The sequence below is a fragment of the Neobacillus sp. NRS-1170 genome, assembly GCF_050468025.1.
Map to the genome: position 1 here is coordinate 225,635 of NZ_JBITPF010000014.1, position 15,792 is coordinate 241,426.

A 15,792-nucleotide genomic window follows, 5' to 3' on the forward strand; every position below is an offset into this window, starting at 1 on the left:
TAGGAGGTTTAAACATGAATATCGTCAATGAAATCCACTTTCATCGTGAAGTAAAGGTGTTCCAAAATCGTCCCAAGAATCTCTACTCGATGCTGGAAGAGTCGGTGCAAAACTATCCAGACCAGGAAGCTCTTGTCATGGATGGAAATCGATTAACCTATAAAGAAATGAAGGACCTTGTTGAGAAGATTGCCGGACATTTGCAGAAATCCATGTGTGTGAAAAAAGGAGACCGGATCGCTCTTTTATTAGGGAACAGCATTGAATTCTGCATGCTTGTTTTCGCTTGTGCCAGGTTAGGGGCCATTGTGGTGCCGCTTAACACAAGGTTAAAAGAAAAAGAACTAACTTATATGCTGGAACAATCGGGAAGTAAAATTTTGTTTGTCGATGATGAATTCTTACATAAGGTTGAAGCCATGAGAGATGAGGATTCGATTCCAGGTGTTCAATATTTCTTCCTGATTGGTAATCAAACTCTGAAACGAAAAGACTATCTGCCATATGAAATTTTAGAGCAGACCTCTTCTATTGAGGAGATTGATGTGTCAGAGGATGACCCGTTATTTATCATGTATACCTCTGGAACAACCGGGCTTCCCAAAGGGGCAGTGGGCAGTCATTTGGGTGCCATCCACAGCTCGATGAATTATGAAATGGTGTTGCACACCAATCACGAGGCTAAGACGTTAATCGCAGTACCGCTTTTCCATGTGACCGGCTTAATTGGCCAGCTTTTTCACATGGTAAGAGTGGGCGGGACATCCGTTATTATGAGGAGATACAAAACGGAAGAATTCATTCAGTTAACTGCTGAGGAACAGGTTTCCTTTTTATTTAACGTTCCAACCATTTACATTATGATGATGTCCCATCCGAATTTTTCATTGTACAGTTATCCAAACGTGAACTGTATCGCTTACGGGGGCGCTCCAATGTCTTCGGAAACCATCTATAAGTTGAAAAAGTATTTTCCGAATTCGTATTTGCATAATGCCTATGGTGCGACGGAAACTTCATCACCGGCGACCATCATGCCTAGACTTTATAACGAAGATAAAATGAGCTCGGTCGGCCTGCCCGTTCCGGTTGGTGAAATGATGGTTGTTAACGAGGAGGATGAACCGTGTCTGCTTGGTGAAGTGGGCGAATTATTAATTAAGGGCCCGATGATCGTTGAGGGATATTGGAACAATGAATCGGCTAACAAAGCTTCCTTTTTAAATGGCTATTGGCGCTCAGGAGATATGGCCAAAATCGACAAGGAAAGTTTTGTGTATATTGTCGACCGAAAAAAAGATTTAATTAACCGCGGCGGCGAAAAAATATTCTCCATCGAGGTAGAAAATGTCCTTTATAATCATCCAAAGGTATTAGAAGCGGCCGTGGTAGGCGTTCCAGATGAACTTTTTGGAGAAGTAGTTAAAGCCGTGATCGTCCCGAAGGAGGGGGAAATCCTCGAAAAACAAGAAATAAGAGATTTTGTGGCAGAGAGATTAGCAAATTATAAGGTTCCTAAACTTATCGAATTTGTCTCAGAGCTACCTCGAAACCCAGGAGGAAAGGTTTTAAAGAATGTGCTAAGGACGCTTCAGACCAAATAAAATAAATTTTTCGAATGAAAGGGAGAGAGAACATGTCTGCAATTATGAAAAAAGCTTGGGGATATCGTTATTGGGTTCTTGTCATACTTTGGTTGGTCTATATTATTAACTATTTTGACCGGATGGCGGTCTTAACGTTTTTACCATTCATTCAAAAGGATTTACATTTAACACCTGTTGAGGTAGGCCAGCTTGCTTCTGTATTCTTCTTTGCCTATGCAGCCGCCCAAATCAGCGCAGGTTTCCTTGCCGATAAAATTGGCTCGAAACGGGTTATGTATATTGCCATTACCGTGTTCACTTTCGTTACAGCGGTAACAGGTATGGTCAAAAACTTTGGTCAGTTTATTGCCCTTCGAATTGGTTTAGGGCTTGGGGAAGGACATCATTTTGCTCCTGCCATTCGTGCTATTAATAACTGGTTTCCATTTAAAGAAAGAGGAAGAGCCGTTTCCTTTTTCGCCACCTCCTGGGCAGTAGCTCCTGCCATCGTTCCTGTCATTGTCACGAGTATTTCCGTTTACTTTTTTGGCGGTGCTTGGAGACCGGTATTCTATGTACTCGCGATCCCTGGGGCACTTGGAATCTTTTTATTATGGCGCTTTATAGCAGATTCTCCAAAAGAAATGATTGAAAAAGGAAAATTAAGTAAGGATCAAGATATCGAGGAAGCAAACGTTGCTCCTAAGAAGCTGTCCAAGGAAGAGAAAAGAAAAGCCTATGGCGTTTTCCTAAAAGATGTTAATTTTTATGTTTTTACATTATGTCTATTTTGTCAGTTAGCCGTTTATTGGGGAACTTCCACGTGGTTAACTTCATTCCTGGTTACACAGCACGGGTTGAATATTAAGGAAATGGGCTTTTTTGCCTCTGCACCCTATATCGTTGCATTCTTTGCCATGATGCTTGGCGGCTGGCTGATGGATAATGTGGTTCATCGGATGAAGCCGGTTGCGTTAATCGGTTATATCGGAAGTATTCCTGTTCTATGGATGCTTGGTTCAGTAGAAAAAGGAAATACCGGTCTTTTACTTACACTCTTATTGCTGGTTGGATTCTTTGTAAACTTAAACTTTGGTTCTATCTATGCTTATTTACCAAAGCGTTATCCAAAGGAAATTGTCGGTAGTGCGACAGGATTAGCAAATGGAATTGGTCAATTAGGTTCCTTTATTTCTCCGCTAATTGCTGGTTACTTAGTTACAGTAGGGGCAAATGGAACTCAGAATTTTAGCCGAGTTTTCATCTTTTTTGCCATTGTTTCGGCAGTAGCGGCACTTTGTTCGATCATTCTAAAGGAAAAGAAAGTAACAAAGGATTCCGCCAACACAATCGACAATGCGAAATCCGTTAGTTAAACTCTTTTCAAAAAAATTCAACTTAAAAAGTCGCGCAGGGGGAAAGACAATGGCAGACCAACATACATTTGATCCATATAAAACGTGGCAAACCTATATGCTCCAATGGGAAAAACAAACAAATGAGATGATTCAATCCTGGACAAACAATCGGGAAGCAGTAAAGATTGCTTCCATTAGCTCAGATATCCAGGCACGTTTTCTAGAGATGCTTCAAAAAAATCAACAAGAAGCAGCCAATTTGTTAAATCTACCGACAAAAAGAGATATAACCAATGCTGCAAAACTAACGATCCAAACAGAAGAAAAGCTTGATGCCCTGGAGGAACTGATTTGGAATTTACAGGATTCCATCGAAGCTTCCAATAATGAAAACAGTAGTATTGCAAAAATCACTAGTGAGATGCTGAAGCAAATGAAACAGCTGAAAACGGAACAGAAAAAAGAATCGGAAACAGTTAGAGAAATCTATAGCGAACTTCAAGAGATAAAAAGGGATCTAACTGTTATGAATAGTTTAAAAGAAGAGATTGTCAGTCTTAAATTACTGATGGCAGAAAGCACCCAAAAACACGAACGTGAATTAGTTTTAACTAAGTAAATGCTAGGAGGAGAGTCAGGTTGGCATCAACTATTATTGATATTGAAAAAGAAATAGAACGCTGGCGGGAATTCGTTAATACCGTGAATGGTCCAGAGCCTAGCACCAATCATACCCCCAGAAAATCAATTTGGAAAAAAAATAAAGCAACCTTATGGCATTATGCTGCTGTAGAGAAAAAATATGATATACCTGTTTTTATGATTTATTCCTTGTTTAACAAGCCTACTATTCTTGATTTTGCCCCTGGGTCCAGTGTTTTGGAAGGCCTGGTCAACATGGGCTATGATGTCTATTTACTAGACTGGGGCATTGCTGGTGACGAAGATAAGGATATTAATATTGAAGACTATATTGCTGAATATATTAAAAAAGGGGTTCAACGTGCTCTAAGGCACTCTGGTGCGGAGGAAGTTTCCGTTATTGGATATTGCCTTGGCGGAACTTTCGCAGCCATGTATGCAGCGATTGCTGAAGAACCAATTCGGAATCTGATTGTTGCCACCGTTCCAATTGATTTTAGTGTTGCAGCACTGCCGGATCAATGGGAGGAAGGACTAAAGGAAGGTGCGTTCAATCTAGACAGATTAATCGATGTGTTTGGGGTTATTCCACCTTCTTACGTGGAGGCGATGTTTAGATCCGTAACCTCTCCCATTTACAATAGTCCGTATGTAACACTTTTAACCCGAGCTAATGACAAGCGTTTTGTGGAAAAGTGGCGCCGTATGAACACATGGACAAAAGGACATGTTCCCCTAACAGGTGGAGCTTTCCAACAATTAACGATCGATCTTTTTAAAGAAAACAAGCTTGTAAAAGGTGAGTTTACAATTCAGGGCCAGAAAGTGGACTTAGCAAATATCAAGGCCAATCTGCTGGTTGTCAGCTCGAAAAACGATAACCTCATCCCTGAAGGCCAGAGCAAGCCATTAATGGATTTAGTTTCAAGTAAAGATAAAACCTATTTAAGTGTGGACGCTGGTCACGTTTCCTTAGCCATGACTGGAAAGTTAAATGGAATCTTAGAAAAATGGCTTGGCGACCATTCAAAGTAATGCTGGACCTGCCTGTTTTCTTTCAATAAATCGGAGACAGGCTGTTTATTTCATTAAGAGGAGGTAGTATGTCGATGTCTACATTACAATCAGCTATTTTTGATGTCATTAATGAAAAAGAATCTATTCAATTTTTACAGTCACTGATTCAATTGGATAGTGTGAATCCACAAGGAAATGAAAAAAGGGTTGCTGAAGCCATACAAGCATATTTAAAAACTAGCAATCTTCAAGTTGAATTAGATGATCTTGGGAACACCCGAGCCAATTTATTTGTTACCTACCCAAATGGGACCACGGATGAAAAATATTTAGTTTACAGTGGGCATTTCGATACAGTGCCTCCTGGTAAAATCGAGTGGGAGCATGACCCGTTTTCCGGCGAAGTAGTGAACAACAAAGTATATGGCCGAGGTACAACTGACATGAAGGGCGGAGTAGCCGCCATGGTCCTTGCTATGAAGTATTTAGAGCAAGCAGGAGTGAAACTGAAAGGGAAGCTTCAATTTGTTGGAACAGCGGGAGAAGAGGTAGATGGCTTTGGTGCAAAAAAAGTAGTCGAAAAGGGACAAATTGACAAGGCTACTGCATTAGTTGTATCGGAACCTAGTGAAAACCAAATTTTTCATGCACATAAAGGCTGTTTATGGCTGGAGATTACCACCTACGGAAAAACCGCACACGGTTCCATGCCCGACCAGGGTATAAATTCGATTTTAACGATGAATGAATTTATCAATAGTTTGAAAACCTATCAATTTGAATACACACCGCATCCTGTACTTGGCCATCCGACGATGAATATCGGAACAATTGAAGGCGGCGTAAAAACCAATGTGGTGCCTGATCAATGTAAAATGACGCTTGATATTCGAACCGTTCCCGGACAAAATAATGAACGTATATTAATAGACATTGAGAATTTGATCAAAACTGTTGCAGCCAAATCAGAAGCAACGTATGAACTAACGGTTATCAATAGTATGGAATCGGTTGGTACGCTTGAGTCGGATGATTTTGTTCAACTGGCGATTGCAACGGGGAAAAATCATCTAGACCTGGATTTAAAGCCTTCAGGTGTCAATTATTATACCGACGCATCGGTTTATTGCCCGCATTTGCAGGTCCCTGCCATCATCTTTGGTCCTGGAAAACCAACACTTGCTCATCAGCCAAATGAGTATGTGGAGATTGATAAGTTTATTGAATCTATTCGTTATTTTATGGCTCTTGCTATTGATTATTTAGGGGAAAACTAATATTTATCTACAAAAACCGGCTTAATCACTAGTAAGCCGGTTTCTTTATTAAAGCTACTCAATGAAAATATTCAGAATATAAATGCAATTTAATTCACATAAATTTCCTTTAATGTATAATAAAATTAAAAGTGTGGTTTGATTTAATAGTTTTTGATAAAAATCCATTTTTAAAAAGAGGGTGAAAATCATGTTAGTAACCGATCTCACAGCAACCGAATTAGGAACATTAATCAAAGAAAAGAAACTATCCCCGGTAGAAGTTGTAAGCGCTTTTTTAGACCGAATCGACAAACATAACTCAAAATGGAATGCTTTTGTAACAGTCAATGAACAAGCTATTGATGAAGCAAAAAAAGCGGAAAAATCACTCATGAAAGGAGAGAAGCTGGGTAAACTTCACGGGATCCCAATTGCGATTAAAGACTTAACCCCGACAAAAGGGATGTTAACCACATATGGCTCACCGCTTTTTAAAGACTATGTGCCAGACTATGATCCTATTTTTTTACAAAGAGTAAAAGCGGCCGGAGCCATTGTATTAGGGAAAACGAATACACCCGAATTTGGTCATAAAGGGACAACTGACAATCCTCTGTTTGGTGTGACGAAAAATCCGTGGAATGACCAGTTAACTCCTGGGGGGTCAAGCGGTGGTTCTGCCGCAGCGGTTGCCGCTAAAATGGCTCCATTTGCGGAAGGAAGCGACGGGGGCGGGTCCATTCGGATACCGGCTGCGTTTACGGGGATTTTTGGCTTCAAGCCAACATATGGTGTTGTTCCAAATGATGGGGATCGCAGTAATTTCTATGGGTCTGAACATCCATACCTACATAATGGGCCTATGGCCAGGACGGTTGAAGATGCGGCCCTGTTATTCTCTGTCATGCAAGGATTTGATCCTACTCATCCTAGTTCGTTTCCAGTAGTAAAAGAAGATTTCACAGATCTTAAGGTAGATATGAAAGGGTTAAAAATTGCCTATACCCGGAATTTTGGACTATATGAAGTTTCTGAAGATGTGGCCCAAGTCATTGATAAAGCGGTTCAGAACTTTTCAAAGCTTGGCGCTCATGTAGAAGAGGTGGAAATCGATTTCGGTATAAGTTTAAAAGAGCTTGTCCGAACGTTCTCAGGAATGTGGTGTGTCAAATTCGCCGCTGGTTATGGTGAGCTTTTTGATCGTAACCCTGAGAGCTTTTCTGAAGGAATGGCAAAGATGATTGAAATAGGCAGGAAATTTAGCGCCATAGACTATAAAACTCTTGAACTAAAACGCACCATTGTCTGGAAAAAAATCCAAACAATCTTGAACAATTACGATCTATTACTTTCCCCAACGAACGCTGTAACCGCCTTTGAACATCACATCCAAGGACCATCCATGATTAATGGGAAAAGTGTGAACCCAGCTACAGGCTGGATGCTGACCCAAATCTATAACCTTACAGGACATCCTGCAGCCTCATTACCAGTCGGACTGACAAAGTCAGGACTTCCGGTAGGATTGCAAGCAGCTGGAAACCGTTTTGCTGACAAGCTTGTGTTACAAGCTTGCAGAGCCTATGAGAAATCATTCCAAACCTATATCGAACCAACCCCAACCTTAATAAAGAAATAAGGAGGTTTTTATGAGTAAAATTATTCATGAAAAAAATGTCCCTGCTGTTATGAGAGATGGCACCACCTTGTATGCAGATGTGTTTCGTCCTGAAGGAGAAGGAAAATATCCTGTACTCCTGCAACGAACGCCCTACAATCGAACATTTCTCCCTCTAACCACAATGGTCCTGGATCCCATTGCGGCAGCCCATCAAGGCTATGTCGTCATTATTCAGGATGTCCGTGGACGCTTTGATTCAGAAGGGGACCCTTTTTATATTTATAAAAATGAATATAACGATGGCTACGATTCAGTAGAATGGGCAGCCTCCTTACCTTACTCAGATGGGAATGTAGGGATGTACGGCTTGTCGTACAAGGGAATGACACAATTTCAGGCGGCCGTCATGCAGCCGCCGCATTTGAAAGCAATCTTTCCAATCACCTGGGGAACCGATGTGTTTATGTACCGGGGAGGCGCGCTGGAACTTGGTCTGATTATTTCATGGACATTAGCAACAATTGGCCCCAATGCCGTCATCAAGGCAAAGCAAGGGAAAGAGGACTTCATTAAAGAATTTATGACACTCGTTCATTCCATTGACCATATTGATGAGGCTGGATTTAATCAATTGCCTATTCAAGAAAGCGAATGGCTCAAACTTGGAGACGGTTTTGCCTCCTTTTTTCACGATATTTTGGAGCATGATACTAAAGATGAATACCACCTAGATATTAGTGTCCAAGAAAAATCAGAAAAGCTGAATGTCCCTGTATTCGGTATTGCAGGCTGGTATGATCTATTATTAGGTCAAGACCTCGAACACTTCGAAAAATTGAAACACAAAAAGAATACAAAATTGATGATTGGACCATGGGCCCATGCAGGTTTTTCCCCTACAGTTGGAGATCTGAATTTTGGCTTAAGTGCTTCCAGCCTGATGCTGGATTATAAAATAGATTTAACTAGCCTGCAGCTAAAATGGTTTGATCGTTGGTTAAAAGGAATCGAAAACGGGATCGAGGAAGAGGCTCCTGTGAAAATTTTTGTGATGGGTGAAAATAAATGGCGGAATGAGCAGGAGTGGCCATTACAACGAACCGTTTATACACCTTTTTATTTCAATAGTAATGGGAAAGCCAATACGAAAGCCGGGGATGGGACATTATCGATCAACCTGCCGCAAGAGGAGTTTTACGATCGTTATATCTATGACCCGGAAAATCCTGTGCCGACACTTGGCGGCAACCATTTAATGCCGATGAATTACCCGCGCGGACCAATCGACCAGCAATTCCTTGAAACGAGGGAAGATGTATTGGTTTACACGAGTGAGGTATTAGCGGAGGATATAGAAGTAACTGGACCTGTGAAGGTGATTTTATATGCTGCTAGTTCTGCTGTGGATACTGACTTTACGGCAAAGCTAGTAGATGTTCACCCTAATGGCAAGGCTTATAACATTGTAGATGGCATTATTCGTGCCAAAAACAGGGACAAAAATCAGCAGCCATCACTTCTAACGCCAAATGAGGTTTATTGCTATGAAATCGACTTATTGGCAACCAGTAATGTTTTTAAAAAAGGACATAGGATAAGAGTTGAGATTTCAAGCAGTAATTTCCCTCGATTTGACCGCAATACCAATACGGGTGAATCGGGTAAAAACAGTAAAGAGTTAATATCCGCAGAACAACGAGTCTTTCATAGTGAAAGATATCCAACGCATATTTTATTGCCGGTCATTCCAAGAAAGTAACGAGGATTTTTAGCCAGCCCATTCAAATTATATATTTTAATAGCTTAGCAGACATTTTACTTATTTTTTACTAGAATGCTAACTAAAAAAAGGAGTGAAGGAAAATGACAGAAGTATATTTGATTGATGGAGCAAGAACAGCCTTTACCAAGTTTGGCAGTTCTTTCGCACAAACAGGTGCTACGGAGCTTGGAAAAGCAAGTGCTGTAGAAGCGCTGCGCCGCTCGAAGGTCGACCCAACACAAATCGACCATGTTATTTACGGGAACGTTATTCACACAGAAAAAAATGCGGCCTACATCTCGAGGCACATAGGCCTAAAAAGCGGTATCCCCCAGGAAGTGCCGGCCCTAACGTTGAACCGGTTATGCGGCTCAGGACTTCAAGCTGTTGTTTCGGCTGCCCAGCATATTTTAGTCGGGGATGCTAACGTCGTCCTTGCAGGCGGTACGGAAAATATGTCGCAATCTCCTTATGCCAATTTCACTCAACGCTTTGGCGGTGCGAAAATGGGGAATTTAGCATTTGATGATATGCTTTTAGAAACATTAACGGACCAATACACAGGCTGTGGAATGGGTCTAACCGCTGAAAAGCTTGCAGAAATGTATGAAATCTCAAGGGAAGAACAAGATGCTTTCACTGTAGAATCAAACCAAAGAGCTGCCAGAGCCGTTCCTGCCTTTGAAGAAGAAATTGTCGGAGTCGAAGTCAAAACAAGAAAAGGCAGCCTGCTGATCCGGGAAGACGAACATATTAAGCCAGATGCAAACTTAGAAGCCTTATCCAAGCTTAAGCCTTCGTTTAAAAAAGATGGCACCGTCACAGCCGGGAATGCCTCAGGAATCAATGACGGAGCGGCATCACTGGTCGTTGCAGGGAAAGAATCTGTACAAAAAAACAATCTAAAACCGATTGCCCGCATTGTATCTTGGGCCGTCTCCGGAGTAGATCCGACCATCATGGGCATCGGACCTGTTCCAGCAATTAAACAGGCGCTTAACAAAGCAAAACTAACGATTGATGACATCGACCTTTATGAAGTAAATGAGGCATTCGCCGCCCAATATTTAGCAGTTGAAAAAGCGCTCGGACTCGATCGGAACAAAACCAATGTGAACGGCGGAGCGATTGCCTTAGGCCACCCTGTTGGTGCAAGCGGGGCAAGAGTTTTATTGTCTGCGGCTTATGAATTGAGAAGACGGAATGCACGCTTTGCTGTCGTAAGCTTATGCATCGGCGGGGGCCAAGGGATCGCGATGGTGATTGAGCACGTTTAAACGGTTGTAATCTAGGATTTAGAAGGAAGTGAGATTTTTTGTACGATTCCATTAAAACCGAACTTAACAATGGCATTTTAACTATTTTTTTAAACCGGCCGGATCGAATGAATGCGTTCACGTCTCTCATGGTCGAGGAGCTGGTGGACGTATACAAAAAGGCAGATCAGGATGATGAAGTTCGTGTGATTGTTGTAACAGGCGAAGGTAAAGCATTCTGTGCGGGAATGGATTTAGGTAATGGAGGGGAGACTTTCTCATCTACAGAATCATTCGATGACTATCGAGACGGCGGTGGGCAGGTAAGTCTGGTAGTACACAGCTTGAAAAAACCAATCATTGCCGCCATTAATGGGCCAGCGGTTGGAATTGGTTTAACGATGACACTTGCCATGGATATACGGATTGTCAAAAAAGATGCGAAAATCGGCTTTGTTTTCGCTAAACGCGGCATCGGTCCTGAAGCCTGTTCGGGTTGGTTTCTTCCTCGGCTTGTCGGTATTGGAAAGGCGCTTGAATGGATGTATACAGGCCGCTACATACCAACGTCCGAAGCCTTAGCGTCTGGCTTAGTCCAGTACGAAGTGGACGATGTGCTGGAAAAAGCCTATGAGATTGCTCAGATGATTGCAGGTGAAACAGCAGCGACATCAAACCGATTTGTCCGTCAGCTTTTGTGGAACATGCTAAGTGAAAATTCTCCAAGTGCCTCTCATCTTGCTGAATCAAAGTTTCTCTGGTGGGCGGGAAACAACGCTGATGCGAGGGAAGGTGTCCAATCGTTTCTTGAAAAGCGGTCCCCAGACTTTCCACTGAAAAGCAGTGATGTACCTGATTTCTTTCATGATGGACGCAGAGAAAAATAACTTAATATTTTTACATCCCCCCCTTAATCTTGTTGGTTAAGGGGGTTTATTTTGAACATCACCAACCAAAAAGATAGTGTCTATTTGGATTCTGGGTATGTAGCTAAATTTACTGTAACCCTTCCAACAGTATCGAGTTTTATTTACACTATAGTTGCTGGCGATACGCTCTGGAAAATCGCCCAGAACAATGGGGTAACAGTTGACTCCATCGTCAAAGCCAACAACCTCGATCCAAATCAACCTATCTATATAGGGCAAAAATTAACCATTGTAAAATAAAAATAATAGATCATTTAGAAAGGGACGTACTCAAACTGTCCCTTTTTTTGAATCATTTAAGATGTTGAATGTAAATAATACAGACATAATCTATTTAGCATGAGGTGTTTTATGACTTGGATGAGGATAGCAGGAGCAGAGGAAGTAGAACATGTCAGTGAAATGAAAGAAATTATTATAGATAATGAAAGCCTGGTACTATTCCATCTGCAGGAAGGGTATTATGTAACGTCCAATATTTGTACGCATAGAAGGCAATATTTAACTGAAGGTTCTATGGATGGAGGAAGTGTGAATTGTCCAAGGCATGGCGGCAAATTTGATATAAAAACTGGAGAGCCGCTGGCCGGTCCTTGTTTTGCACCCATACAAACCTTTCCCGTTGACATCCGAAATAATGAAATATGGATTGATTTCTAATAACCTTACAGTGGAGGCAGTTCGGATATGACTGAACGCATTTGGTTTATGGATTTAAAAGATTTGGACTTGGAGGATTTAGTTCAATTAAAATGGAATATTCGTCAAGGGAATTTGCCAACAGAGGATTGGCACGAAAAGCCAAATCCTAAAAATCCAGATGGAATAACCATGGATGAGTGGTTAGAAGTTCTTGAAAGGGAATTTGACCGTCTGGGTATATAATTAAAAGGGGAAAAAGGCCGGAAAAGGGTTTTCAGAAAAGAATATGAAATATGTAAAGAATTATGGCTATTTGGTTCGACCTAAGTTCTTTTAGTGATAATATTTTGTGTTTTAGAAACAATACAGTTATAGAAAGGAGGGATTGCGAATGTCTGTGAAAAAGTGGTTAACAGGATTAGTCGCTTTGATTGCAATGTCTGTGGTTTTGACAACTATAGGCACACTCGGCGTATTTGCCGAATCCAGTGCTAAAACTCAGCCAACGGAAAGGGCGAAAGCGATTGAGGTCAAGTTGAACGATGATTACTTTAATCCTAAAGTCATCACGCTTCTCAATGGAAAATCAACAACGGTGATCTTGAAAAATGAAGGTAAGAAAGAACACACCTTCACAGTGGAAAAGCTTGGAATTGACGCCGAAGTCCAGCCTGGACAACAAAAAACCATTACCGTGAAACCCATGAATCCCGGTACATATGACCTGATATGCAGGTACCATTTTCAAGGAGGAATGGTTGGAAAAGTAATAGTTCAATAACAAGCAAGGCCAATAGGGCCTTGCTTGTTTAATATGCAATAGCTTTTGTCTATTTTATGGAATTCAAGAGGGAGGGATACAAATTGTCGAACAACATTTCAAGTCATAATACGGAAAAAATACACTTCATGTTAAAGTCTACTCCGCCAAGAGCAACTTTTCATCAGGACATGACCGAAGAGGAAAGGGCCATCATGCTGCAACACATCACCTATTGGACGGAAAAACAGAATCAAGGGATTGCTTTAGTTTTCGGACCGGTTCTAAATCCTAAAGAACCCCATGGACTCGCAATCATCGAAGTTGGGATGGAAGATCAAGTTCCAAAACTCATCGCAGAAGATCCCGCCGTTATTGGAGGAGTCATGACTGTGGAATTTTATCCGATGAAGGCAACCTTACCTAAAAAATAAAAGGTGCGTTAGTTAAGATCAGGGCTGTCATTCTGGCAGCTTTTCTTGTTCTAACGGGTTAGTTTAACGTGAAATCGCTTTTTTAAAAAGCTCCCTAAATTTCTCCCTATCTTCTGCTGTAAATGGTTTTGGACCCTTTGTACGTTTACCACTTTTTCGAGCCATTGCACTCAAATAACGGGTTTGTAACAATTGATCGATGTTTTCATTTGTATAGCTATACCCTTTATGGTGAAGAACCGTACACCCTTTTGCTAAGCCTAGCGAGGCAAGACCATAATCTTGCGTAACGATGATATCAGCTTTATCTGCTAACTTCATAATCCTATAATCCGCCGCATCTGCTCCTGAATCCACATAAATGGTTTCCACGCCAGATGGCTGCTCCGCATTAGAAAAATGAGAAAAGCTAGTTACAAGGATAACAGGGATTTCAGCCTTTGTACCTTCATAAATAATTATATCTTTTACCGGACAAGCATCTGCATCAACATAAATTTTCATCTTTATCTCTCCCATAAATAAGTACGAGTTGATAATAAGGGCAGATTTTGCTTTTGTCAAACGATATTAGGAAAAATTTCACAAAATTGGTTTTTCGTAAGTGAGATTTTTCGCTTGTGCAACATATTTGCATTTCCCTTATTAATATTAAACGATGCAAAAAGATTGCTCTAGACCCACCTGTATTTTAACTGTTATCCTAATCTAGTGCTATAAGGGGAGGATCTAGTATGGAACAAGAAAAGTATAATGACCTTAAATTAGGTGAACGTGGAGCCATCATTAGTATTATTGCATATATATGTCTTTCAATCTTAAAACTAGTAATTGGATACATTAGCGATTCCGATGCTTTAGAAGCAGATGGTCTAAACAATACAACCGATATCATCGCATCTATTGCAGTACTCATTGGGCTCAAGATTTCGCAAAGACCACCCGATAAAAACCATCGATATGGACACCGGAAAAGTGAAACGATTGCCTCAATGGTCGCTTCATTTATTATGGCAGCGGTGGGACTTGAAGTCTTAATTGAGGCAAGTACCTCAATTTTTCAAGGAACAAAAGAAACACCGGATATTATGGCAGCGTATGTTGGTGTTTTTTCGGCGCTAGTCATGTATTTTGTTTATTATTACAACAAGAAATTAGCTCTTAAGATTAATAGCAAAGCTGTAATGGCAGCTGCAAAAGATAACATTTCCGATGCTTGGGTAAGTATTGGAACAGCAGTAGGTATTTTGGGTTCACAATTAAATATGCCTTGGCTAGATAGCATTACTGCTATTGTTGTAGGACTATTAATATGTAAAACCGCATGGGACATCTTTAGAGAAGCTTCACTTGAACTTTCGGACGGTTTCGATGAAGATAAAATCCATCTTTATAACAATGTCATCAAAGAATTGGATGGCGTTAAAGGAGTAAAAGAAATTAAAGGAAGAAACTATGGGAATAATGAAGTAATAGATGTTGTTATTCTTGTTAATTCTACGCTCGGTATTAAAGAAGCTCATGATATAGCTACCTATGTAGAAAAAATCATGATGGAAGACCATGGTGTATATGATGTTCATGTCCATGTAGAGCCAAGTTAAATTCGATTTCAATTAATCCAAATGAACCAAACATCGAATAGTCTTAATTAGCCATTCACATAATGATGTGACTCCCTTACTATTATGTTATCCTGTCTTTTTAGAAAAAGAGGGATAGGAGGTTCAATGTGAATACTGATCAAGCTTTTGAGTTGTTAAAAAACGCAGGAGTTCCAGACGATATTAGCATTCAAACTGTTAAGCGATGGCTGCGGGAGCGAAAAATTAAATACGAGGGAAAATTAGGACTTCGGAAAACCGAATACATCCTAGATGATACCGATCAAGCTATTAACCTGTTAAAGGATGCAGGTGTTTCCGCGAGTGCTGGTCTTCATGCTGTTCAACGCTGGCTAAATGAAGGTAAAATACAGAGGGTTGGAAATAAAGGCCAGATAACAGATTACATATCAAAGGAATCCATTTCACAGCATGTGACTCGATCCTCAGATCAGGATAGGGCCATCCGTGATTTGCAAGTAAAAATAAAAGTTCAGGATGACCAGCTAAAAGGAATCGAAGAACTTCATAATACTTCTATAAAAACGTTGATTCAGCAACGGGACAATTTAAAAAAAGAAAACAGCAGCCTAAAAAATGAAATAAATGAATTACAATCAGAAACGCGAAAAGTACTGAAAGAAAATATGGAATTACGGAATGAGTTGTTAAAATTAAAAGAAGAGCTTTCTAAAGAGGGCAAAAGAGAACCTGAAAAACCTCAGATTATGATACCGCCTAAAACACTTGACTACCGTCAAAAGTTAGGACTTTCAAAAACGGCAGGGCAGAAAGAGGTTTTAGCCGGATTTAAAAAATTATTAAAAATTACTCATCCTGATCAAGGAGGCAGCGCGGCAGCCTTTCATTTCGTTAAAACAGACTATGATCTTTATAGAAAAAATTTGGAAGAATAATTGAA

The 15,792-nt window shown here is 40.6% G+C and carries 17 protein-coding genes; 16 read left to right on the forward strand and 1 reads right to left on the reverse strand.

What is annotated here, in order from left to right:
• The first annotated feature begins 14 nt into the window (after positions 1 to 14).
• The 14 genes from ACIFOT_RS06680 to ACIFOT_RS06745 all read left to right on the forward strand — a co-directional run bounded on the left by ACIFOT_RS06680 (position 15) and on the right by ACIFOT_RS06745 (position 13,266).
• On the forward strand, positions 15 to 1,604 hold the full coding sequence (locus tag ACIFOT_RS06680) for a class I adenylate-forming enzyme family protein (protein WP_430063320.1): 1,590 nt from the start codon (positions 15 to 17) through the stop codon (positions 1,602 to 1,604).
• A gap of 32 nt (positions 1,605 to 1,636) precedes the next feature.
• Positions 1,637 to 2,962, forward strand: coding sequence for an MFS transporter (locus ACIFOT_RS06685; protein WP_430063321.1), 1,326 nt, complete (start codon positions 1,637 to 1,639; stop codon positions 2,960 to 2,962).
• Positions 2,963 to 3,011: 49 nt separating this feature from the next.
• Complete coding sequence (locus tag ACIFOT_RS06690; RefSeq protein WP_430063322.1) at positions 3,012 to 3,563, forward strand: polyhydroxyalkanoate biosynthesis repressor PhaR; 552 nt, start codon at positions 3,012 to 3,014, stop codon at positions 3,561 to 3,563.
• Positions 3,564 to 3,583: 20 nt separating this feature from the next.
• Entirely contained in the window at positions 3,584 to 4,621 is a 1,038-nt protein-coding gene (locus ACIFOT_RS06695; RefSeq protein WP_430063324.1) for an alpha/beta fold hydrolase, read from the forward strand.
• A 74-nt stretch (positions 4,622 to 4,695) separates the two neighbouring features.
• The gene (locus tag ACIFOT_RS06700) at positions 4,696 to 5,880 is read left to right on the forward strand and encodes a M20 family metallopeptidase (protein ID WP_430063325.1); all 1,185 of its coding nucleotides are present in this window, start codon (positions 4,696 to 4,698) and stop codon (positions 5,878 to 5,880) included.
• Positions 5,881 to 6,070: 190 nt separating this feature from the next.
• Positions 6,071 to 7,501: an amidase gene (locus ACIFOT_RS06705; protein ID WP_430063327.1), complete on the forward strand. Its 1,431-nt coding sequence runs from the start codon at positions 6,071 to 6,073 to the stop codon at positions 7,499 to 7,501.
• A 10-nt stretch (positions 7,502 to 7,511) separates the two neighbouring features.
• On the forward strand, positions 7,512 to 9,242 hold the full coding sequence (locus ACIFOT_RS06710) for a CocE/NonD family hydrolase (RefSeq protein WP_430063329.1): 1,731 nt from the start codon (positions 7,512 to 7,514) through the stop codon (positions 9,240 to 9,242).
• A 104-nt stretch (positions 9,243 to 9,346) separates the two neighbouring features.
• A complete protein-coding gene (locus ACIFOT_RS06715; RefSeq protein ID WP_430063331.1) occupies positions 9,347 to 10,522 on the forward strand; it encodes an acetyl-CoA C-acetyltransferase in 1,176 nt (391 codons plus the stop codon).
• Between the two features lie 38 nt (positions 10,523 to 10,560).
• Entirely contained in the window at positions 10,561 to 11,388 is an 828-nt protein-coding gene (locus tag ACIFOT_RS06720) for an enoyl-CoA hydratase-related protein (RefSeq protein ID WP_430063332.1), read from the forward strand.
• Positions 11,389 to 11,439: 51 nt separating this feature from the next.
• Entirely contained in the window at positions 11,440 to 11,670 is a 231-nt protein-coding gene (locus tag ACIFOT_RS06725) for a LysM peptidoglycan-binding domain-containing protein (protein WP_430063334.1), read from the forward strand.
• A gap of 111 nt (positions 11,671 to 11,781) precedes the next feature.
• Positions 11,782 to 12,090 carry a Rieske (2Fe-2S) protein gene (locus ACIFOT_RS06730; protein WP_430063335.1) on the forward strand — a complete coding sequence of 103 codons (309 nt, stop codon included), beginning with the start codon at positions 11,782 to 11,784 and terminating at the stop codon, positions 12,088 to 12,090.
• Positions 12,091 to 12,117: 27 nt separating this feature from the next.
• Positions 12,118 to 12,315: a hypothetical protein gene (locus tag ACIFOT_RS06735; protein ID WP_430063336.1), complete on the forward strand. Its 198-nt coding sequence runs from the start codon at positions 12,118 to 12,120 to the stop codon at positions 12,313 to 12,315.
• A gap of 148 nt (positions 12,316 to 12,463) precedes the next feature.
• The gene (locus ACIFOT_RS06740) at positions 12,464 to 12,853 is read left to right on the forward strand and encodes a cupredoxin domain-containing protein (protein ID WP_430063338.1); all 390 of its coding nucleotides are present in this window, start codon (positions 12,464 to 12,466) and stop codon (positions 12,851 to 12,853) included.
• Positions 12,854 to 12,936: 83 nt separating this feature from the next.
• On the forward strand, positions 12,937 to 13,266 hold the full coding sequence (locus tag ACIFOT_RS06745; protein WP_430063340.1) for a YciI family protein: 330 nt from the start codon (positions 12,937 to 12,939) through the stop codon (positions 13,264 to 13,266).
• Between the two features lie 63 nt (positions 13,267 to 13,329).
• Here the strand turns inward: ACIFOT_RS06745 and ACIFOT_RS06750 are convergent, their stop codons facing one another.
• Positions 13,330 to 13,770, reverse strand: coding sequence for a YaiI/YqxD family protein (locus tag ACIFOT_RS06750; protein WP_430063342.1), 441 nt, complete (start codon positions 13,768 to 13,770; stop codon positions 13,330 to 13,332).
• Between the two features lie 230 nt (positions 13,771 to 14,000).
• Here ACIFOT_RS06750 and ACIFOT_RS06755 point away from each other — a divergent pair, with 230 nt between their 5' ends.
• Positions 14,001 to 14,870 (forward strand): cation diffusion facilitator family transporter, encoded by an 870-nt coding sequence (locus tag ACIFOT_RS06755; RefSeq protein WP_430063343.1) that lies wholly within the window; start codon positions 14,001 to 14,003, stop codon positions 14,868 to 14,870.
• Between the two features lie 128 nt (positions 14,871 to 14,998).
• The gene (locus tag ACIFOT_RS06760) at positions 14,999 to 15,787 is read left to right on the forward strand and encodes a hypothetical protein (RefSeq protein WP_430063344.1); all 789 of its coding nucleotides are present in this window, start codon (positions 14,999 to 15,001) and stop codon (positions 15,785 to 15,787) included.
• Positions 15,788 to 15,792 lie beyond the last annotated feature (5 nt).